The organism is Oenococcus kitaharae (assembly GCF_025758695.1).
Lineage (GTDB): Bacteria > Bacillota > Bacilli > Lactobacillales > Lactobacillaceae > Oenococcus > Oenococcus kitaharae_A.
On record NZ_JANJQP010000003.1, the window covers coordinates 53,540 to 72,423 of the forward strand.

The following is an 18,884-nucleotide window of genomic DNA, read 5'->3' on the forward strand; positions in this document are numbered from 1 at the left end:
GAAACTCCAAAAAAAGAAAAATAAAAAACAAAACAATTGAAACAGTTATTGTTTTGTTTCGGGATACTAATGTTAACGAAGCAGTTTGCTCCAAATAACCACCTTGTGCTGCTGCAATGATTTTGGTACATCGATGATGCGCTGATTAGCACTGCCGCGGAATTGCAGGGTCAGGTCCTTTTGAGATTCGAGAAAACGGCCATCGATCAACATATCCAAGTAACTTAAGAGCTCTAATTTATCGTCTGATTCCTGCATCAGTTCGTCCCATTTGTAACCGGTCCAAGACCAGATATCTCTGTCATGGCCGAATTCTTTCCGAATTCGTTTGCAAATTTTAATCGTGACGCCTGTATTTAAGAAAGGTTCGCCACCCAGTAACGTCAGACCTTGGACATAAGGCTGGGACATATCTTTAACGATCTGATCTTCTAATTCTTGTGTGTAGGGATGGCCGTAATGGAAGTTTTGTGCGACGGCATTGTAACAACCAGGGCAGTTGAACAGACAGCCTGAGACATACAAGCTGCAGCGAACACCTTCCCCGTCAACCATATTAAAGGGTTTGTAAGAAGCGATGTAGCCTAGGCTATGATCCTTTGAGAGCCATTCTTTAGGTTTTGGATTCTTCGGACCGACTGTCATTTAATCAAGGCTCCCTAAAGTCATATTCTTAACACGGGATGCGATTTCCTTATGGCGGCCGTGAACCATTGGCCGTTTTTGCGGATTGCCCAGATAGCCGCAGGTTCTTTTAACAACATCACAAGTGTCTGGGTCGCGGTTCCCGCAGACTGGGCATTCAAAGCCCTTAGCGGTTGGCTTGAATTCACCGTCAAAACCGCATTTGTAGCAATGATCGATGGAAGTATTGGTACCTAAATAACCCACTTGGTCATAGGCCCAATCCCACACAGCTTCCAGTGCTTTAGGATTTTGTTTTAAATTCGGATATTCGCAGTAATGGATAAAGCCGCCAGAAGCGTAGACTGGATAATCCTTTTCGAAAGTTAACTTTTCAAATGGTGTTGGGTTCTTGCGGACATCATAGTGGAAACTGTTTGTATAATATTCCTTCTCTGTGATATCTGGGATTTTGCCAAAACGATCTTCGTCAAGCTGGCAGAAAGTATCAGTCAGCGACTCAGCTGGTGTTGAATAAAGGCTGAAATGATAATCGTATTCTTTTTCCCAAGCAACGCAATAATCATGCATCCGTTTAACGATTTCGACTGTGAAATCGTGGGCTGTCTGATTGTGTTCCCATTTTGGCCCGAAGAAAACTGTCCCGACTTCATATAGGCCGATGTAACCGAGCGAAATAGTCGCGCGGCGATGGGTAAAGAGCTGATCGACTGACTCGTCGTCCTTCAACCGTTTTCCAAAGGCACCAGACTGGTATAAAATCGGGGCGTTTTGCGGCTTGGCCATTTTGGCATGTTCAATTTTATTTAGGAGGGCTTTTTTGGCAATTGCGGCGCGCTCATTGAAGATTTCCCAAAAAATGGCCATGTTGCCCTTGGATTCAATCGCGATTCTTGGCAGATTAATCGTAACAACGCCCAAGTTCATACGCCCAGCATTGACTTCTTTGCCATTTTCGTCTTTCCAGCCTTGCAGAAAACTGCGGCAGCCCATCGGTGATTTGAAACTGCCTGTCAGTTCGATGATCTTGTCATACATCAAGATGTCCGGGTACATTCTTTTTGTCGAACATTCAATGGCGAGTTCCTTGACATCATAATTAGGGTCACTGGGCTTTAAGTTCAAGCCGCGTTTCAAAGTGAAAATTAATTTAGGAAAAATGGCTGTTCGATGCTGTTTGCCCATGCCTTCGATACGGATTTGCAGGATTGCTTTTTGAATTTCACGCTCAATCCAAGAAGTGCCTAAGCCGAATCCGACCGTCGTGAAGGGCGTCTGGCCTTGAGAAGAAAGTAGTGTGTTGATACCGTATTCCAAAGCCTGCATGGCATCATAAATGTCTTTTTTCGTCCGCGATTTGGCAAACGCTTCACGCTGATCGGGTTCAACCCATTTTGCCGCTTCAGCCAAATGCTTCTTATAATTCATCTCGGCATAAGGTGCCAGCAGTTCGTCAGTGCGATCCGACGAGCATCCACCATATTGGCTGGAAGCAACGTTAGCAAAAATCTGTACCATTAAAGCTGTGGCCGTCTCGATAGAGTGCGGCGGCGTCACATCGGTATTGCCGATTTCAAAACCATGTGCTAGCATCTCTTTAAAGTCGACCAAACAGCAGTTGGTCATTTCAGTCATTGGCGAATAATCCAAATCATGGTAATGAATGTCGCCGCGCAAATGAGCTTTAGCAACTGTTTCCGGCATCATTTTCAAGCCCAAAGATTTGCCGACCATACCGGCTGTCAGGTCGCGTTGGGTACTAAAAACATTGCTGTCTTTATTGGCGTTTTCGTGGACAATGTTATCTTTTTTACTCCAAAGCTGTTCAAGTTTGATTCTTGGGTCAACAGCTTCCTCAAATTTTTTAATATCCTGCTGCCGATAGGCTATGTACTTTTCTGCGGCCTGGTCTAAACCAAGATCACGCAAACTTGCGATCATAAATGTGCGGATATCGTCCGTTGAGATTTCATTTCTGCCCTCGCAAAAAGCCAGCAGTTTGGCGATAATTTCGTCTGCAGTATCTGACTGTTCATCGGACAAAATCTGGTCCAATACAAGTCCTATTTTATATAAGTGGAACTTCGTCTTCTCGCCGTCATTTTTAATGACAGCTAGCTTATCCAGCAAGTATTTATCTGTCTCTAAGTCAGTTTTTGTTTCTGCCATCATAACTCCTTTGATCGATTTGGTAAGGACTATCGTAAGAGATATCAGGGCAAAAAGCAACAGAAAAATTGTTACGAAAACAGCTGTAAAAACCACGTAAAGTGACTTCACAAGTATGTGCGACTAACAGTTTGCAATGACTGCCGGCCAAAATACCAATCAAAAAAATTAATCAATTTTTAACATTGCCCAACAAAAAATAATCGTGTTAGTGTGAGTTAATTATCATAGTCCTAAGGAGCCGAATCGCATGGATAAATTGGAAATAAAAAACCTGCATGTTTGCATTGAAAATGAAGAGACAAAACAGCGAGACGAGATTCTCAAAGGTGTCAATCTGCTTTTGAGGACTGGTGAAACGCATGCCATCATGGGGCCAAACGGCACTGGCAAATCCACCTTATCCGAGACGATTATGGGGAATCCTAAATATCAGGTCACTGAAGGGGAGATTTTACTGAACGGCCATAATATTTTACAAGATTCGGTCGATCAGCGAGCACGCCTGGGACTCTTTTTAGCCATGCAGTATCCAGTCGAAATAAAGGGTATTACGAATGCAGAATTTATGCGTGCGGCGATTAATGCCCGGCGACCGGAAAAATCGCCGATGTCAATCCGTGAATTTTTGTCAGATTTAGATCAGAATTTGGCTTTGTTGAATATGCCGGAAAGCATGGCCGACCGTTATTTAAATGAAGGATTTTCCGGCGGTGAAAAAAAACGCAATGAAATTCTTCAGCTGATGATGATCCGTCCTAAATTTGCGATTTTAGACGAAATCGATTCTGGCCTGGATATTGATGCTCTAAAAGTTGTCGCTAAGGGTGTTAATACGATGGCAAGTCCAGATTTCGGTACTTTGATGATTACGCACTATCAGCGTTTGCTGAACTATATCCACCCTGATCAGGTTCACGTGATGATGGACGGCCGGATTGTCAAAACAGGTGATGCTTCTTTGGCGGAAAAATTAGAGGCCGAAGGTTATGCTGGTTTGCGCGACGAGCTGGGTATTCAAGTGGATTTAGTTGACGATGATCAAATAGCCAATCAGGGAGGCCAAGCATCGTGACGACGCTTGCTCAGTCAATTGAAATGCACACTGATTGGCCTGCACGGCTTTTACCTCAGGCACCAAAATGGCTGGCTGAATTTCGTGCGGATAGCTGGCAGCAGGCACTGAATCAGCAGCCGCCGCGTTTTCCAAAAATTGATTATCGTGATTGGCCTTTATTTGATTTAAAAGCGATACCGCCGCACATTGATGTGCCTGGTAATTTGGTCCGAAAGGCACAGGCGGTTGTGACTCTTGGTCGGAAAACGATCAAAATTGATTTGCCAGCAGATTTGATTGCGCAGGGTGTGGTTGTTTGCGATTTAGAAGAGGCCATGACGACACGGGCTGCCTTATTTGAAAAATATTTTCGAAAATGTTTTTCCAATAAGGCTCAGGACGGTTTAGCTTTGTGGCAGGCTGCTTTAGTCAATAGCGGTTTATTCATTTATATTCCGAAAAATGTTCATCTGTCTTCAGCACTGAAGATTTTGCAGCTGCAGGATAGCCGTCAAGAAGAGAATTTCATCAATTTGATGATCATTGTTTTGGAGACTGGTGCCCAAGCAGAAATTTCTCAGGAAGTCTCTACCTTGGGTGATTGTGCTAATGCAGCAGATTTGCGCACTGTTATTTTTGCCGACGCCGACAGTACTTTGACTTATACGGTTTTAGACACACTATCTGCTAAGACGAGCGCGCACATTTACCGAAAATCGCAACTGGACCAAGATGCCAGGGTTCAGTCGACTTTTGTTGAAATGAATCAGGGTAATGTCGTCAGCGAATTTTATTCTGATCTTCTCGGCAGCGGATCCAACGCCGAGACAAAAGTCGTGGCGATCACTGCTGGCAAACAGACACAGGGTATTAATACCAAAATTACGAATTATGCACGTCATAGCGTGGGCAACATTGTCCAGCACGGCGTCTTGCTGGATGAATCCAAACTTGTCTTTAACGGCATTGGCCGGATTATCAAAGGGGCTCACGCTGCTTATTCCCAGCAGGAAAATCGTCTGCTGATGTTGTCTGAATTTGTACAGGGCGATGCCAATCCGATTTTATTAATTGATGAAAATGATGTTATAGCCGGGCACGCAGCCAGTATTGGACAGGTTGATCGCCAGCAGTTGTATTATCTGCTCAGCCGCGGCCTGACAAAATCCAAAGCCCAGTCTTTATTAGTCAAGGGTTTTTTGGCTGAATCTTTGAGTGAAATTTCCGATAAAGCGATTGCCGACTACGCGATTTTCTTGATTGAAAGGAGCCTTTTTAATGGATAATGGATTGAACAATTCCAGAAATGATTTCGAGATTTTCCAACAGCTGATTAATGGCGAAAAACTGGATTATTTGGATAGTGCCGCAACTGCTCAAAGGCCAGTATCTGTCTTAAAAGCCGTCAGTGACTTTTATCGGCATGATAATGCCAATGTCCATCGTAGTATCAATACTTTAAGCAGCCGCGCCACAGATAGCTATGAAGCGGCGCGAGACAAGGTGGCGGGATTTATTCACGCAGTTGACAGCCAGTCGATTGTTTTCACACGCTCGACGACTGAAAGCCTGAATTTAGTTGCCCGTAGTTTTGGTGATTTGGTTGTGACAGCCGGCGATGAGATTTTGGTTTCCGAGATGGAGCATCACAGCAACTTGATTCCTTGGCAGCAATTAGCTCAGCGCAAACAGGCCAAACTTGTTTACATAGGCTTACAAGCAGATGGCGAACTAAATATGACTGATTTAAAACGCAAACTGACTTCACGGACTAAAATTGTCGCCATTGCACAAGTCTCCAATGTATTAGGCACGATTAACCCGATTAAGGAAATCGCGCGTTTGGCACATGAGCAAGGTGCTTATATGGTCGTTGACGGCGCACAAGCGGCACCGCATTTTGCTGTCGATGTGCAGGATTTGGATGCTGATTTCTATGCCTTTTCCGGACATAAAATGCTGGCACCAGCAGGGATTGGCGTTTTATATGGTAAGAAGGCATTATTAGATCAGATGTCGCCGGTCCAATTCGGTGGTGAAATGATTGACCATGTGGATGAACAATCGGCGACTTGGGCGGCCGCCCCTTTGAAGTTTGAAGCGGGTACGCCCAATATTGGCGGTGCGATCGGTTTGGCTGCAGCGATCGATTATCTGCAGGCCTTGGGTATGGATAAGATCGAGGCTTACGAGCAGGATTTAATGGCGATTGTTTTGAAAGGTCTGTCGCAGATTGATGGTCTGACAATTTATGGACCTTTGGATGCTGCAAAACATGCGTCAGTCCTTGCTTTTAATCTTGGCAAACTGCATGCGCACGATGTGGCCACGGCTTTGGATCTGCAAGGCATTGAAGTCCGTGCCGGCGACCACTGTGCCCAACCTTTGATGCATTATTTAGGTATCAGTGCAGCTGTTCGTGCGAGTTTTTATTTTTACAATACGCGTGATGATGTCGACCGTCTGATCAGCGGGTTGCAGCGGACAAAGGAGTTCTTTTCTAATGCAGCTAGATAAATTAAATCTTTTATACCGTCAGCTGATTTTAGAAAACGCAGCCCATCCCCAGCATTATGGCCATTTGGCAAATTCCAGCTATCATTTGATGCTGCCCAATCCGACTTGCGGCGATACGATTAATGTTGAAATGGTTTTCCAGGCAGAGAAGGTGGCCGAGATCGCGTTTACAGGTCAAGGCTGTACAATTTCTCAAGCCTCGGCTAGCATGATGACAAGCGTTTTGCTGGGTCAAAATTTGGTCGATGCTAAAAAATTAATCGCTTCTTTTAGCCGCTTGATCATGGGCGAGCCTATTTCTGATCAAGAAAATCAGGCTCTCGGGGATGCTGCAGTTTTAGCTTCTGTCGCAGAATTTCCAACGCGTATTAGATGCGCAACGCTGGCTTGGCATGCAGCGGATAATTTGTTAGACCAGTATTTGGAGAAAAAGCATGAGTAAAGTGTCGGATGTTGTCCAAGATAGCAGTTATGAATTTGGGTTTCACGATAATGTGGCACCTGTTTTTTCGACCGGCCGCGGTCTGAATGAAGATATTATTCGACAAATATCCAAAGAAAAAGAAGAGCCGAAATGGATGCTTGATTATCGACTGCATGCCTATCAAATCTATCAATCTTTGCCGATGCCGAATTTTGGCCCGGATTTGTCCAAAATGGATTTGTCGCAGATGCTTTACTATCAAAAACCGACTGATAGAAAATATCGGGATTGGGATCAGGTACCGGATAAAATCAAGCAGACGTTTGACCGCTTGGGTGTTCCTGAAGCAGAAAGAAAGTATCTGGCTGGTTCTTCGGCCCAATATGAATCCGAGGCTGTCTACGGCAATATGCGCGACTCATTTGCAAAACTAGGTATTATCTTCACGGATACGGATTCGGCTTTAAAAGAATATCCGGAATTGTTTAAAAAGTGGTTTGGCAAACTGGTCAAATCAGACAACAATAAATTTGCTGCTTTAAATTCAGCTGTTTGGTCAGGCGGCAGTTTTATTTATGTGCCTAAGGGTGTTAAGACGACTGTACCGATCCAGTCTTATTTTCGTTTGAACGCTGAAAATTCCGGCCAGTTCGAACGTACTTTAATCATTGTTGATGAAGGTGCCAGCATCAATTATGTCGAAGGATGTACGGCACCGAACTATCAATCGGATAGTCTGCACGCCGCAGTCGTCGAAGTTAATGTGCTGCCGCATGCTTATTGTCGTTACACAACGATCCAAAATTGGTCAAAAAACGTCTACAGTCTAGAAACTAAGCGTGCTCAAGCTCAAGAAGGTGCCATCATGGAATGGGTCGACGGTAATCTGGGCGCCAAGGCCACGATGAAATACCCGTCGGTGTATTTGAATGGCGAAGGTGCGCGCGGTACGATGCTGTCGATTGCTGTTGCCGGCAGCGGCATGGATTCAGACACAGGTGCACAAATGATTCACAATGCAAAAAATACATCTTCGTCGATTATTTCCAAATCCATTTCAAAAGATGGCGGCCGCGTTGATTACCGTGGCAAGGTGCGTTTTGGCGAACATTCGGACGGCTCTTTTTCGCATGTCGAGTGCGACACGATTATCATGGACGACAAATCTTCTAGCGACACGATTCCTTACAATGAGATTTATAACGGCAATGTCTCAATGGAACATGAAGCCAAAGTGTCCAAGATTTCTGAAGAACAGCTTTACTACTTGATGAGCCGCGGTATTTCCGAACAGAAAGCCACAGAAATGATCATTATGGGTTTTGTCGAGCCCTTTACCAAGGAATTGCCAATGGAATATGCGGTCGAGTTGAATCGTTTGATCAGCTTTGAGATGGCAGGGTCGATTGGCTAAACATTGTTCATGACTCAGACTGATGGACAAAAAAACGCTTTTGAAACAAAAGCGTTAGAATCGTTATCTAAAATTATCGATCCGGAATTAGGCGTCGACATCGTTAATCTCGGATTGATTTACGGTATTTCTCTATCGGCCGATGCCTGCTGCACAGTCACAATGACTTTGACGATTATGGGCTGCCCTTTATCGGATTATCTGAATCGGTCTATTCAAGAACAGTTAGAGGAATTACCGGAAGTCAAGACGGTGGCCATTAATTTGGTCTGGGAACCAGCCTGGTCAATTGATAAGATGTCGCGCGAGGCCAAGATGGATCTGGGCATTCATTAATTACCGGATGGCAGTGGGAAACTTTCTGTATCTGCGACAGCGTCTTCTTGACGATCGACTGCTTTAAATTCTCCTGTCTGGAAATAATGATCAACATAATCGACCACCGATTGGTTGCCGCTAAAACGAGCAAAGGTCTGAGCTTGCTGCAGTAAGCTCTTAACCTGCTCAGAATCGGCTTCGGTCTGAGCCAATGCATACGCTCTAGCATAAAGGAGCTGTTCTAGATATGAAAAGACTTTTGTCTCTTTAATAATGTCCAAGCCTGCTTGACTAGCCTTGAGGCTCTTCTTGAACTGCTTGTTCGATGCGTAAAAATTAGCTAAATTAGCCAGCAAATGAACTGATCTTTGATTATCCGGGAATTTCTTATCTTCGACAATCACTTGATTAATCTGGTCAAAATAGTAAGCAGCTAAATCGGACTTGTTCTTTTCAAAGTAAATAATGCCCAAGCCTTTGAGTGCAAAGAGTTGTTCATAACTGATTTGGTCATTTGCCGTATGCTCCAATATCCAATTAAAGAAAAATTGTGCTTCGTCAAAATCCTTTTTCCAATTTAATGCAAGATTGCCTTTGAGATAATACAATACATTGAGCAGGCCCTTGTCCCGAGCTTGATTTTCTTTAATCGAGTCCAGCAATTTGGCAGCTTTCTCAAAATGGTAGCTTGAAGTCAGCTGAAAAACCTGATCTATTTTATTTTGAAGTGCTTCTTTAACTTCGTCGTTAAAATCTGAAAATACATCATTTAAAGTCAAGTTCAAACGCTTGCAGATTCTTACAAGAATATCTGGCGATGGTGCCAAACCTTGGCTCTCTAATTTGCTAATGGTGGCCTGTGTGCAAATGCCTGCAGCCAGCTTTATCTGAGATATTTTCATTTCTTTTCTACGCGCGACTATGATTTTATTTAAAAACATCATGTTCTCCTAGAAACGTTTATTCGTTTATTGTGAAAATTGAATTAACAATAATCCCTATTCTTAAATCATATCATTATTCATGAAATAAAAAAAGATAGATAGGCAATCAAACAATGTGATTAATAAAAAATCAAGGACCGGTTATAATAAACAGTCATTTTATTAAATGCCGTTTGATCAGAATCCAGTCATTTTGAATTGTCAATCCTTTGGCAATAATCGCAATATCACGCTGATTTGAGGTTTTTCACACAGAAAAATCTGCTCGTTAAATGGATTTTGTATGGAATTTCATGATTCGAAAATTTCAGAATTGTTAACATTCCGATTTTAGTTAATAATATTTATAAAATAATTATTATAGTCTGGATCCGGTACAGCAGATACTATAGCGATTAACTCTGCAATCTAATCAAATCACAGAGAAAAATAGTTCCAATTTAATTGACATAACTTCATTTCGAAAATGTTTTTAATATTTTTCCAGAACCTGTGTCGATTTTCTCCAAAGTGACGAATCTATCGTTGCTGCTTAAAGTAAGAAGATAGACTTCTGGCATGTTCATAGATTGCCAATCTTTAAAAGAAAACTGCCCAGCGGTTAAATGGTTGAACAACATGCTGAGAGCCGTGCCATGACTGCAGATGATCATATTATTGTCAGCTGAGCGAATCGCTTCTGTAAAAAAAGCGACCATTCTTTTTTGGACTTGGGCCATATTCTCTTCATTAGGAAATTGACATTGAAAATCTGCCCATAAAGATTGCAAATGTTGCTGCCAGTTCGTTTGCCAACTGCTTTGGCGTTCCCTGAGCATCTCGGATTGTGTAATTGGCAGCTGCAAGCTTTTTGCCGTGGGTTGAATCGTCTCCAAGGCACGAAGATATGGCGATGAATAGATAGACTGGATCTGCTTGTCTTGAAAATAACTGCTTAAGGCATCTGCTAATTTTTTGCCTTGCTGAGTGAGTGGCGCTTTCCGATCATTTTTAATTCGGTTATCTCGAATACTGTGGCGAACAAAATAAATTCTTTTCATATGTCTCCTGATTTTCCTTATTTGATTAGTGTTGTTTGCCTGAGATCAAATTCATTTTTGCAAATTCATCGGAATCGTTGTTGGTGGCTACTCGTTCAATTGAGATTGCATTTATCAATGTCGAGAAGCACAAATCCTGGATTTTGATGCCAGCTATTATCTTATCTGTATTGCCCTGATTAACTTTGGCAATTGTGATATGCGGCTGAGAAGGAATATCCCTACGCAAGAAAGGTGCAAAAACCGGATCGCTATACAGCTGATCGTGTAGTTTCGTAAATGTATCCCTGCCTTGATCTGCTTCTAGCCAGATATAGCCATTATCATCGTGACCTAATCTGGTAAAGGCCGCCGGAAAAGCTGAGGTTCCAGATATTATCTGCGTGACTTTCGCGATAAGTATCGTATCAGGCATTTCCGATTGGAATGGGAAAACTAATGAGATATGAGGGCGGATATGAGACACTAAGGGATCAAAATGTTCTCTGACATGTTGTATTGCAATAGCGGTGGAAATTTTAGGGAAAATCAGTATGGAACGCCATGGCATGGACATCTTCTCGATTTTTCTTCTTTTGTTATGTATGACATTGGTTAATAATCTCATAATCAGTGATTCGTTATGAAAAAAAATTGCAATTTCGTCAATCTTTCCTTTTCTAAAGCGCTATCACAAGTGTTTTTTATTATGCTTAGGTTATGAAAAACGGTACGCATATTTTAACTCTACCAAACGGCTACCATCTATGGTCTCACACGGAAAATGCCGGTCAGTCCGACAAAATGATCGCTGTTCATGGCGGCCCGGGTGACACGCACGAGTCTTTTGAAAGCTTTCCTGCGGAAATTCCTGGTGCCGAGATCACTTGTTATGATCAGCTGGGATCTTGGTATTCGGATCAACCGGATTTTTCTGATCCGCAAGTCGCTGAAAAAACTTTGAAAATTGATTATTTTGTTGATGAGTTAGAACAGGTTCGCCGACAGTTGGGCTACGAACAATTTACACTACTGGGTTATTCTTGGGGTGGCATGATTGCTTTGGAATATGCTTTGAAGTACCCTGAACATTTGACTAAATTAATTATTGTCGGCATGGCTGACCGTGACGCAGATTTCACAGATCGCATGAAAGAAGAAGTCGGTAAGGTTTTGACAAAAGATGAAGCCGAGTATGTCTTTTTGGAAGCAAAAAAAGGCGAATTTGATGATGCGCTTTTCAATCAATTTATGGGGAAATTCTACCGTGATTATTACACGCGTTTTTCCCAAAGCCAGACCAAGCACGCTGTTGACACGACTAATTATCAGTTGGCTGATTTGATGATGGGGAGAAATCCTTTTCAAACAAGTGGTGTGATGGCCGGTTGGACTGTCGAAAAACGTGTTTCTGAAATTCACACACCGACTTTAATTCTGATTGGTGATCAGGATATGATTCCGGTCAAACGCGCGCAAGCGATGGTCAAACAGCTGCCGCATGGCAAACTAGCTATTATTCCGGATGCTACCCATGTCTCAATTCGCGACAATCCAGAATTCTTTTTCGAACAGGTGAACAACTTTTTGACTGAGAGTGATAACCATAGACAAAATTAGTCTGGTAGAGGTATTTGGTTCAAGGATTGGGCGTTGCAGGAAATGGTGACAAATGACAGAAACAAAATTATTGCAGGCAAACAATTTTATTAGCAAACAGCTTTTGGATCGCGCTGACTGGCGTAAACCCGTCTACCATTTTTCAGCTCCTATTGGCTGGATAAACGACCCTAATGGCCTCATTTTTTTTCAAAACAAATGCCATTTATTTTATCAGTACAATCCTTATTCGACTCAATGGGACGACATGTACTGGGGACATGCTGTCAGCGATGATTTGCTACATTGGGAAAATCTGCCGGTAGCTTTAGCCCCGGATCATGATTATGACAAATCCGGCGTGTTTTCGGGTTCAGCCATTGAAAAAGATGGTCGTTTATATCTGATGTATACAGGCCACGTCGTAGACCAAGGAACCGTGACCGAGACTCAAAATATTGCTTATTCTGATGATGGTATCCATTTTCAAAAATATGCGGGTAATCCTGTTATCGATGCTCGACAACTGCCGACTGGATCGCTTACTTCTGATTTTCGTGATCCAAAATTATTTGCTTATAACGATCGCTATTATGCCGTTGTGGCTTCGGCTAAAGATGGACACGGGCAGATTTTACTTTTTCAATCCGAAGATTTACTCCAATGGCGCTTTACCAGTACTTTGTTAGATTCCCGCCCTGAGCTCGGTATCATGGCCGAATGCCCGGACTTATTTCAGACCTCGGATGGGCATTGGGGGCTCGTATTTAGTGCCATTATCGGCGATGGGCAGCCAAATGTCGTTCATCTTGCCAGCGGTGATATTAATTGGGAAACAGCCACGTTTGATCTAGCCAAGATATCCGTATTGGATCAAGGACCGGATTTCTATGCCCCTCAGTCATTTGCTTATCATGGCAAAAGGATTCTGATTCCGTGGTTGAGAAATGATCGCTTGCTGGATTTTTTGGGGAAACAAGGCCACACATGGAATGGCCAGATGGGCATCCCGCGGCAGTTATCAATCGTTAATGACGTCTTGTATCAAGAACCTTTCCTGGATCTACCAGCTTCTTATGATAATCAATCCTTTGTGATTGATACTAAAAAGCCTGTTGCCTTTGCTGGGGAAATCATTATCAGCTCGAATTCTGGTTTGCTAACGGGTGATGAATTGATATTTGATAATGACTCTGGTGATTCGATTCAGCTCAAGCGACAATCATTAACGCGGTATGAGCTTAATCTGCATCTGGCTACCTTCACCCATCAGCAAGAGCTGACGATTGCAGATCCTGTACGTATTCAAAAACTTGATATATTGATTGACAACTCGTCGTTAGAAATTTTTATTAATCAGCAAGTCGCGGCCAGTTTTGTCATTTATCCCAAAGGCGCTTTTCAGAGGATGTCTTATCAAGGCAGCAGCTGTTTTATCGGTCGGAAATTCAAACTATAATTTTTATTTTTTAATCATCTTGGCTAACACCCGATTCAAACCATGCCTCTTTACGATAAACACGATGAAAAATAAGTCAGTCGCCGATACTGCTGATAGACGATTGAAATGATCCTATATTTGGTAATCAAAATTTAGATACAGTATACAAGCTGCATCTAAATTTTGTTTTGATATTCTGTCGCAAGAATGTCAGACATTTCTTCAGGGCTCAAGTCGCAATTATGGTCTAGCCATTTTTTGATGATGGCCGTGATGCCTGCTCTAAAAAACTCTTTATGGTAGTCCAAATCCTGATTATTAAACAATTTTTGAGCCAAGTGAGTATCGTAGTCGCTAATATTCACGATCGTATCTAATTTTAATTTGAAGTAAGTTGTGTAAAAAAGCTGGTTCTGTTGGATATGGCGAAATAATTTGGTAAAGTCGTTAGAATTATGCTGGTCCTGGCTCTCTTCCTGATATAGTCCCTTAAAGTCAGCCAGCATATGGCTCTGTAGTTTGTCGACCAAATCGTAGATATCAAGGAAATTGGCGTAAAAAGTGGACCGATTCAGGTGGGATTCATGGCAGATATCGATAATAGAAATTTGATTCAAATCGTGTTCTTGCAGCAGAGCAACGAGCGCTTTTTCAATTTTTAAGACGGATGCCCGTCTTTTTTTATTATTTTGAACGTTGACCATACTATCGTCCTGACTATTTTGATTAAACCAACAAATGTCGTGATATTGATGATTTTTTTTCATTTTAGCATAGGTCACACTCAATGTATCAAAGAAGAAAAGGACACTAAAATTATGGCAAAATCAAAACTCATTAAAGCAAATCAAAAAATTGCAAAATCCGTTGTCGAAGCTCATGAAAAAATAACGGATAAAGTCGTTGGCGCTTACACCAAGATCGAAGATAAATTTGTTGATCAGTATTTAACTCACGATGGCGAAAGCATCGAAGATGCTAAAGCAAGGTTAAAAGCAGAAAACGCAGAGAGGCAGGCCAAGTTGAAAGATGAAAAAAAGTAGTTATATCACACTTGTTTTGAGTACTTTCGGCTTTCTTTTCCTAGGATTGGGCATGTCGATGTCTTTGCTCCCCGCTTGGCATTTATTTCAAACCGGCATTGTTCTGGGCATCATCGGACTGATTATTTTATTCATTACCTGGTTGATCTATCGCAAGATGACCAATAAGCCGAGACTCAATCTTGATAAACGAACAATCGGTATTAGCTGCTTGACCTTTCTTGGTGTGATGGTTTTGGGTATTGGTATGAATTTGACGATGGTTTACCATCAACAGGTTCTCGGCATTGTTGTCGGGACAGTTGGCATCTTTCTACTGCTCGCCCTCATTCCAGTGACAGTGGGACTGAAAAAATAAAGCAGGCAATGCCGCGATTTCGACTTACTGTAAAACAGGATTACGAAAAATCCACTGTTTCATAAGGGTGGATTTAAAAAAGCAGGTTAATATTGATTAATCATTATCATGCAAATATATATCTTTTTGCTGCTGCCAGTAAGCATGATCCTCTGGAGTGATTTCTCTTAAGACGTGGCATGGATTTCCGACCGCTACGACATTATCCGGCACATTTTTGGTTACCACAGAACCAGATCCAATGACGACATTGCTGCCAATGGTGACACCTGGATTGATAACTGTGTTTCCGCCAATCCAGACACTGTTGCCTATCGTGATCGGCTTACCATATTCGAGTTCTTCGTTTCGAATTGCGGCATCAATAGGATGCCCAGCCGTATACAAACTGACTCTCGGCCCTAAAAAGACATCGTTGCCAATTGTGATAGGGGCAACGTCAATAAAAATGCAATCATAGTTGGCATAAAAATGATTGCCAATCGTTGTATAACGGCCATAATCAATTCTAAAGGGCGGCTCAATATAGCTATTGGTTCCGATGCGACCCAATAATTCCCTTAGCAGGTCGTTTTTTTGGTTCACATCTAAATCAATCGTTTGATTAAAACGATGAGTCATTTTTTTGGCCCGCATACGCAGTGCCACAGCTTCAGGACTGCCAGCAAAATATAATTTGCTTGTCAACATTTTTTTAATTTCATTTTTAACCATAGAAAGATTCCCTGCTCTTTGAGTTTAAAATGTATGCGCTTTCGTCAAGTATTTTAGCATAGCTAAGTTGATTGATGACATGAAAATGTTCGATCAATGAGTGATCAACTTGTTAGTGTGTTTTATTGGTTAAACAAATCTTTGCATTCATTTGATATTACGGCCGATAGGATATAAGCTGGAAATAGAAGAAAGAAGGACAAGCTTATTACATTTGGCATATACGATATCAAACACAACTGGTTTATCAACGAAAAGAAACAGAATCCGGAGGCGTCAATCAAATTGTTCGATAGTATCGAACAAGCTTCGGACTTTGCGAATAAATACTATCTGAACAGTCGGCAGACTGCCATGTACAGTATTTATGAGATTAAAGATTGATTGGATATCCAAGAAACGCCCCAATAATGTCGGCGTTTTTTTTGTTGCTTTTTTAGAAAACCATCGCGTTCTTCGTAATATTCAATATGGCTGTTTTCCGGAATAGGTTTTCGCAAGTTTTTTTAATTAAAAAGAAACCTTTACTGACTGTGTGTACAGTTTTTGCTGCTAGCTTTTTGGTAACTGCGATCCTATTAACACTATTTTTAAACTACCAGCATGCTGCCACGAATTTACCAATTGATTTAAAAAGCCAGATTAAAGATTTTACTTTTGTTCAAATCCTATTTAAGAATTTAATCGTGGCCTTAATCTTGGTATCGGGATTCTTCCTGATTAAAATTCCAACGATTCTGGCTCTGATAGTGAACGCTGCGGTGTTGGCTTTCATTTTGGCAGCCAATATTTATACGACTGGTGCCTGGCTTTACTTTATTCTGTTAGTGAGCATCCATGGGGTGGCTGAACTGGCGGCTTTGTTTATTGCGGCTAATGTGGGTTTTCAGCAAATTAATCTTGCAAAAAAGCAGCAGAGAAAACAACTAGTGAATACAATGCTGCTGATAGTTGTTTTGCTGGCTTTAGCAGCTATTCTAGAAACTTGCGTGACCCCGCTATTTTGGAGATAACTGATGACCATCGCTTTTGTGAGTTCTTTACGAGCAGCTTATGCGAATCTTCCCTTCGTTAAAAAGATGACTGCGAGAAAACTTTTATTGTGCTGCTTGTTTGCATATACGGTTTCCGTCGTTGGCCTCTTTTTTTCTGCATGGGCTTCGCTGAGGCTATTTCCGTCATTACTTCGATGGATCGTCCAACAATATCCTTTGCTAAAATCTGTTTTAACTGAACCGATGATTGCTGTTTTCTTCGTTATGCTGGTCAATTTTGTTGTCTTTGTGCCGGATATTCGATCAGTAGCGGCTGCCACTAAAAAGCAGCCATTACTTGCTATGCTTGCCCGTGATAGTTTTTATCGTTGGCGAGTGGCTGCTGGTTTTTTCGCCCAGACCTTTTTTAAGATTATTCGAATACCAATTGTCACAACAAGTTTAGTTTTGTTCTTGACTAGCGGATTCATGATTCGCCTAACTGCGATTGCCATGTCGATTATCACTGTAACTGCAGCCTTATCTATTTTTCTGCAACGTATTGAATCAAAACGTCGTCCACTACTATGGCTGAATCCACTATCTTTTGCCACAGCTTTTCTCATAGCCATTCCGATAAAAGATTTCATTCAGGAAGCGTTGTCTGAATTGCTCATAAAAAAATCTATTGGAACTATACACTTTCATTTGGATGCCTTTGCTTTAGATTGGCATAGTGGGTTGTTGCTGGGATCGTCTTGTCTGGTCTTGTTTCTACCAGCTTGTTTGCTTAAACCTGTTCATCATTTCTCTTATATGAAAGATTTTAAAAGCAGCATCGCGAAAAAGTCTCTGTCAGATGCGTTCATAGTTGCAACACCTATTTTCTATTTATTGTCAGGATTTGGGTTGTCCATACTTGGCCAGATGACTGAAGTAAAAGTTGCTCTAGGAATTGCTTTTATGCTGCTGGTATATCCGGCTGTTTTCTTAATGCCTAGTATCCTGCAGCGTTTCCCGGAATTTTTTGAAATTAAATGCCATTTGGATTTCTTCATTTGGCGAAAAAATTATGCCTTACTGATTCGAAATATGCTGGTTGCGATCTCGCTCTATTTAGTCCTTCGTTTAGCGCCACTTTATCTGCTTGCATTATGTCTGGCCGCTTGGAACGGTTGGGTGTCTATCACTATCCCACTAATATTATTGACCTCTTCGCTGCTGCTTTTATTGACGATGGCTCTCCAATTAGCTGGACTAACTTGGCCGCTCTGTGGGCATCCACAGCGCTTTTGATATTCAACGACAGAAAACGGTCTTAGCTGTCCGCAACATGATTGAAGCCATTATGTGGATTGTCTGGCTGCCTGTGTCATCACTGCCGATCCTTACTTTTGTTTACTATGATGTCTCTTTTCCGATTTATTCTGGTCTATCGGTCCTATTTATTGTTATCAATGCAGCAACTATCAGTTTTATGATCGCCATCAGCATCCGGCAAAGCCGAGAAAGGAAAAGTATTCTATATGCCTAATATCTGTATTGAAAACATATCTTTTGCCTATGAGGACAGGGCGGTCATTGAAAACTTGGACTTGAATTTTGGCTATGGTCAAGCTTATCGTATCGCCGGTCCCAACGGCATCGGGAAAACCACTTTATTAAAATTGATTCATGCAGATTTACGTCCTGATAGTGGGTCGGTGAGGGTACAAAGCCACGCTGAGGATAATGTTTTTTTGAGTGACAAGAACAGGCTTGATCCCCATCTATCTTTTAATGACCACCTGACTTTTTTGAAATCCGTCAAACAGCTGAAATGTCCTGAGGCTTTTTTGGCTCAATTGGTTGAACAATTGCATATGCCGACATACCGAGATACTGTGACTGCGGATCTATCTCTGGGAACGCAAAAGAAACTATCATTTATTTTGGCCTTGGCTCAAAAACCAAGAATTTTGATTTTAGATGAATTCTTCTCCGGTATTGATTCAGCTGGTATGCAAGTAATTTGCGGCTACTTGAATGCTTTTGTGGAGGAAGGCAATACCTTGTTATTCGTGACTCATGCTGATGAAAAACTGGGATGTTTACAATACAAAACAATATCTTTTTAGCAACAAAAAATATTAAAATTTGGATATTATATTTAATTAGATTCATTGAGAAAATATGGTTTTAACATAATGTGTTAAAATACACAAAAAGCCTTGGATCTTTGACTGATCTGATGTGATTGTGTCAGGAG

At 41.7% G+C, this 18,884-nt stretch carries 21 protein-coding genes; 14 read left to right on the forward strand and 7 right to left on the reverse strand.

Going from position 1 to position 18,884, the window contains the following annotated elements:
• Positions 1-72: 72 nt before the first annotated feature.
• Complete coding sequence (nrdG, locus tag NRF22_RS06495; RefSeq protein ID WP_263779776.1) at positions 73-645, reverse strand: anaerobic ribonucleoside-triphosphate reductase activating protein; 573 nt, start codon at positions 643-645, stop codon at positions 73-75.
• Positions 646-2,814, reverse strand: coding sequence for an anaerobic ribonucleoside-triphosphate reductase (nrdD, locus tag NRF22_RS06500; RefSeq protein ID WP_263779777.1), 2,169 nt, complete (start codon positions 2,812-2,814; stop codon positions 646-648).
• Between the two features lie 250 nt (positions 2,815-3,064).
• Here nrdD and sufC point away from each other — a divergent pair, with 250 nt between their 5' ends.
• Genes sufC through NRF22_RS06530 form a run of 6 tightly spaced genes read left to right on the forward strand, consistent with a single transcriptional unit; the run spans position 3,065 to position 8,562 of the window.
• Positions 3,065-3,889 carry a Fe-S cluster assembly ATPase SufC gene (gene sufC, locus NRF22_RS06505; RefSeq protein WP_263779778.1) on the forward strand — a complete coding sequence of 275 codons (825 nt, stop codon included), beginning with the start codon at positions 3,065-3,067 and terminating at the stop codon, positions 3,887-3,889.
• Positions 3,886-5,157, forward strand: coding sequence for a SufB/SufD family protein (locus tag NRF22_RS06510; protein WP_263779780.1), 1,272 nt, complete (start codon positions 3,886-3,888; stop codon positions 5,155-5,157). The genes sufC and NRF22_RS06510 overlap by 4 nt, the downstream gene beginning before the upstream one ends.
• On the forward strand, positions 5,150-6,388 hold the full coding sequence (locus NRF22_RS06515; protein WP_263779781.1) for a cysteine desulfurase: 1,239 nt from the start codon (positions 5,150-5,152) through the stop codon (positions 6,386-6,388). Before NRF22_RS06510 ends, NRF22_RS06515 begins: the two co-directional genes overlap by 8 nt.
• On the forward strand, positions 6,375-6,830 hold the full coding sequence (sufU, locus tag NRF22_RS06520) for a Fe-S cluster assembly sulfur transfer protein SufU (RefSeq protein ID WP_263779782.1): 456 nt from the start codon (positions 6,375-6,377) through the stop codon (positions 6,828-6,830). The genes NRF22_RS06515 and sufU overlap by 14 nt, the downstream gene beginning before the upstream one ends.
• A complete protein-coding gene (gene sufB / locus NRF22_RS06525) occupies positions 6,823-8,226 on the forward strand; it encodes a Fe-S cluster assembly protein SufB (RefSeq protein WP_263779783.1) in 1,404 nt (467 codons plus the stop codon). The genes sufU and sufB overlap by 8 nt, the downstream gene beginning before the upstream one ends.
• Before the next feature lie 9 nt (positions 8,227-8,235).
• A complete protein-coding gene (locus NRF22_RS06530) occupies positions 8,236-8,562 on the forward strand; it encodes a metal-sulfur cluster assembly factor (protein WP_263779784.1) in 327 nt (108 codons plus the stop codon).
• On the opposite strand, the gene NRF22_RS06535 is transcribed toward NRF22_RS06530, so the two are convergent.
• The 3 genes from NRF22_RS06535 to NRF22_RS06545 form a co-directional block, all read right to left on the reverse strand.
• On the reverse strand, positions 8,559-9,485 hold the full coding sequence (locus NRF22_RS06535; RefSeq protein ID WP_263779785.1) for a helix-turn-helix domain-containing protein: 927 nt from the start codon (positions 9,483-9,485) through the stop codon (positions 8,559-8,561). The genes NRF22_RS06530 and NRF22_RS06535 overlap by 4 nt on opposite strands.
• A 458-nt stretch (positions 9,486-9,943) precedes the next feature.
• On the reverse strand, positions 9,944-10,528 hold the full coding sequence (locus NRF22_RS06540) for a histidine phosphatase family protein (protein ID WP_263779786.1): 585 nt from the start codon (positions 10,526-10,528) through the stop codon (positions 9,944-9,946).
• Between the two features lie 25 nt (positions 10,529-10,553).
• Positions 10,554-11,135, reverse strand: coding sequence for a 2'-5' RNA ligase family protein (locus tag NRF22_RS06545; protein WP_263779787.1), 582 nt, complete (start codon positions 11,133-11,135; stop codon positions 10,554-10,556).
• 92 nt (positions 11,136-11,227) lie between these two features.
• On the opposite strand from NRF22_RS06545, the gene NRF22_RS06550 reads away from it, so the two are divergent.
• A complete protein-coding gene (locus tag NRF22_RS06550) occupies positions 11,228-12,127 on the forward strand; it encodes a proline iminopeptidase-family hydrolase (protein ID WP_263779788.1) in 900 nt (299 codons plus the stop codon).
• A 52-nt stretch (positions 12,128-12,179) separates the two neighbouring features.
• Positions 12,180-13,565 (forward strand): glycoside hydrolase family 32 protein, encoded by a 1,386-nt coding sequence (locus tag NRF22_RS06555; protein ID WP_263779789.1) that lies wholly within the window; start codon positions 12,180-12,182, stop codon positions 13,563-13,565.
• 158 nt (positions 13,566-13,723) lie between these two features.
• Here the strand turns inward: NRF22_RS06555 and NRF22_RS06560 are convergent, their stop codons facing one another.
• Positions 13,724-14,251 (reverse strand): TetR/AcrR family transcriptional regulator, encoded by a 528-nt coding sequence (locus tag NRF22_RS06560; RefSeq protein WP_263779790.1) that lies wholly within the window; start codon positions 14,249-14,251, stop codon positions 13,724-13,726.
• 114 nt (positions 14,252-14,365) lie between these two features.
• Here NRF22_RS06560 and NRF22_RS06565 point away from each other — a divergent pair, with 114 nt between their 5' ends.
• Both NRF22_RS06565 and NRF22_RS06570 read left to right on the forward strand, forming a co-directional pair.
• Positions 14,366-14,590, forward strand: a complete 225-nt coding sequence (locus NRF22_RS06565) for a hypothetical protein (protein WP_263779791.1) — start codon at positions 14,366-14,368, stop codon at positions 14,588-14,590.
• Positions 14,577-14,948 carry a hypothetical protein gene (locus NRF22_RS06570; RefSeq protein ID WP_263779792.1) on the forward strand — a complete coding sequence of 124 codons (372 nt, stop codon included), beginning with the start codon at positions 14,577-14,579 and terminating at the stop codon, positions 14,946-14,948. Before NRF22_RS06565 ends, NRF22_RS06570 begins: the two co-directional genes overlap by 14 nt.
• A 96-nt stretch (positions 14,949-15,044) precedes the next feature.
• On the opposite strand, the gene NRF22_RS06575 is transcribed toward NRF22_RS06570, so the two are convergent.
• Positions 15,045-15,662: a sugar O-acetyltransferase gene (locus NRF22_RS06575; protein WP_263779793.1), complete on the reverse strand. Its 618-nt coding sequence runs from the start codon at positions 15,660-15,662 to the stop codon at positions 15,045-15,047.
• Positions 15,663-16,195: 533 nt separating this feature from the next.
• Between NRF22_RS06575 and NRF22_RS06580 the strand changes: the two genes are divergently transcribed.
• Genes NRF22_RS06580 through NRF22_RS06595 form a run of 4 tightly spaced genes read left to right on the forward strand, consistent with a single transcriptional unit; the run spans position 16,196 to position 18,753 of the window.
• The gene (locus NRF22_RS06580; RefSeq protein ID WP_263779794.1) at positions 16,196-16,675 is read left to right on the forward strand and encodes a stage II sporulation protein M; all 480 of its coding nucleotides are present in this window, start codon (positions 16,196-16,198) and stop codon (positions 16,673-16,675) included.
• A gap of 3 nt (positions 16,676-16,678) precedes the next feature.
• Positions 16,679-17,932 carry a hypothetical protein gene (locus NRF22_RS06585; protein ID WP_263779795.1) on the forward strand — a complete coding sequence of 418 codons (1,254 nt, stop codon included), beginning with the start codon at positions 16,679-16,681 and terminating at the stop codon, positions 17,930-17,932.
• Positions 17,910-18,170 (forward strand): hypothetical protein, encoded by a 261-nt coding sequence (locus NRF22_RS06590; RefSeq protein WP_263779796.1) that lies wholly within the window; start codon positions 17,910-17,912, stop codon positions 18,168-18,170. Before NRF22_RS06585 ends, NRF22_RS06590 begins: the two co-directional genes overlap by 23 nt.
• On the forward strand, positions 18,163-18,753 hold the full coding sequence (locus NRF22_RS06595) for an ATP-binding cassette domain-containing protein (protein ID WP_263779797.1): 591 nt from the start codon (positions 18,163-18,165) through the stop codon (positions 18,751-18,753). The genes NRF22_RS06590 and NRF22_RS06595 overlap by 8 nt, the downstream gene beginning before the upstream one ends.
• Positions 18,754-18,884 lie beyond the last annotated feature (131 nt).

Bases quoted from the DNA above. Each gene is read 5' to 3' on its own strand.
- NRF22_RS06570 (WP_263779792.1), top strand. From the start codon at position 14,577: ATGAAAAAAAGTAGTTATATCACACTTGTTTTGAGTACTTTCGGCTTT.
- NRF22_RS06535 (WP_263779785.1), bottom strand. From the start codon at position 9,485: ATGTTTTTAAATAAAATCATAGTCGCGCGTAGAAAAGAAATGAAAATA.
- NRF22_RS06515 (WP_263779781.1), top strand. From the start codon at position 5,150: ATGGATAATGGATTGAACAATTCCAGAAATGATTTCGAGATTTTCCAA.
- NRF22_RS06530 (WP_263779784.1), top strand. From the start codon at position 8,236: ATGACTCAGACTGATGGACAAAAAAACGCTTTTGAAACAAAAGCGTTA.
- sufU (WP_263779782.1), top strand. From the start codon at position 6,375: ATGCAGCTAGATAAATTAAATCTTTTATACCGTCAGCTGATTTTAGAA.
- sufC (WP_263779778.1), top strand. From the start codon at position 3,065: ATGGATAAATTGGAAATAAAAAACCTGCATGTTTGCATTGAAAATGAA.
- NRF22_RS06575 (WP_263779793.1), bottom strand. From the start codon at position 15,662: ATGGTTAAAAATGAAATTAAAAAAATGTTGACAAGCAAATTATATTTT.
- nrdG (WP_263779776.1), bottom strand. From the start codon at position 645: ATGACAGTCGGTCCGAAGAATCCAAAACCTAAAGAATGGCTCTCAAAG.
- NRF22_RS06560 (WP_263779790.1), bottom strand. From the start codon at position 14,251: ATGGTCAACGTTCAAAATAATAAAAAAAGACGGGCATCCGTCTTAAAA.
- NRF22_RS06555 (WP_263779789.1), top strand. From the start codon at position 12,180: ATGACAGAAACAAAATTATTGCAGGCAAACAATTTTATTAGCAAACAG.
- NRF22_RS06545 (WP_263779787.1), bottom strand. From the start codon at position 11,135: ATGAGATTATTAACCAATGTCATACATAACAAAAGAAGAAAAATCGAG.
- NRF22_RS06550 (WP_263779788.1), top strand. From the start codon at position 11,228: ATGAAAAACGGTACGCATATTTTAACTCTACCAAACGGCTACCATCTA.
- NRF22_RS06565 (WP_263779791.1), top strand. From the start codon at position 14,366: ATGGCAAAATCAAAACTCATTAAAGCAAATCAAAAAATTGCAAAATCC.
- NRF22_RS06585 (WP_263779795.1), top strand. From the start codon at position 16,679: ATGACCATCGCTTTTGTGAGTTCTTTACGAGCAGCTTATGCGAATCTT.
- NRF22_RS06595 (WP_263779797.1), top strand. From the start codon at position 18,163: ATGCCTAATATCTGTATTGAAAACATATCTTTTGCCTATGAGGACAGG.
- sufB (WP_263779783.1), top strand. From the start codon at position 6,823: ATGAGTAAAGTGTCGGATGTTGTCCAAGATAGCAGTTATGAATTTGGG.
- nrdD (WP_263779777.1), bottom strand. From the start codon at position 2,814: ATGGCAGAAACAAAAACTGACTTAGAGACAGATAAATACTTGCTGGAT.
- NRF22_RS06540 (WP_263779786.1), bottom strand. From the start codon at position 10,528: ATGAAAAGAATTTATTTTGTTCGCCACAGTATTCGAGATAACCGAATT.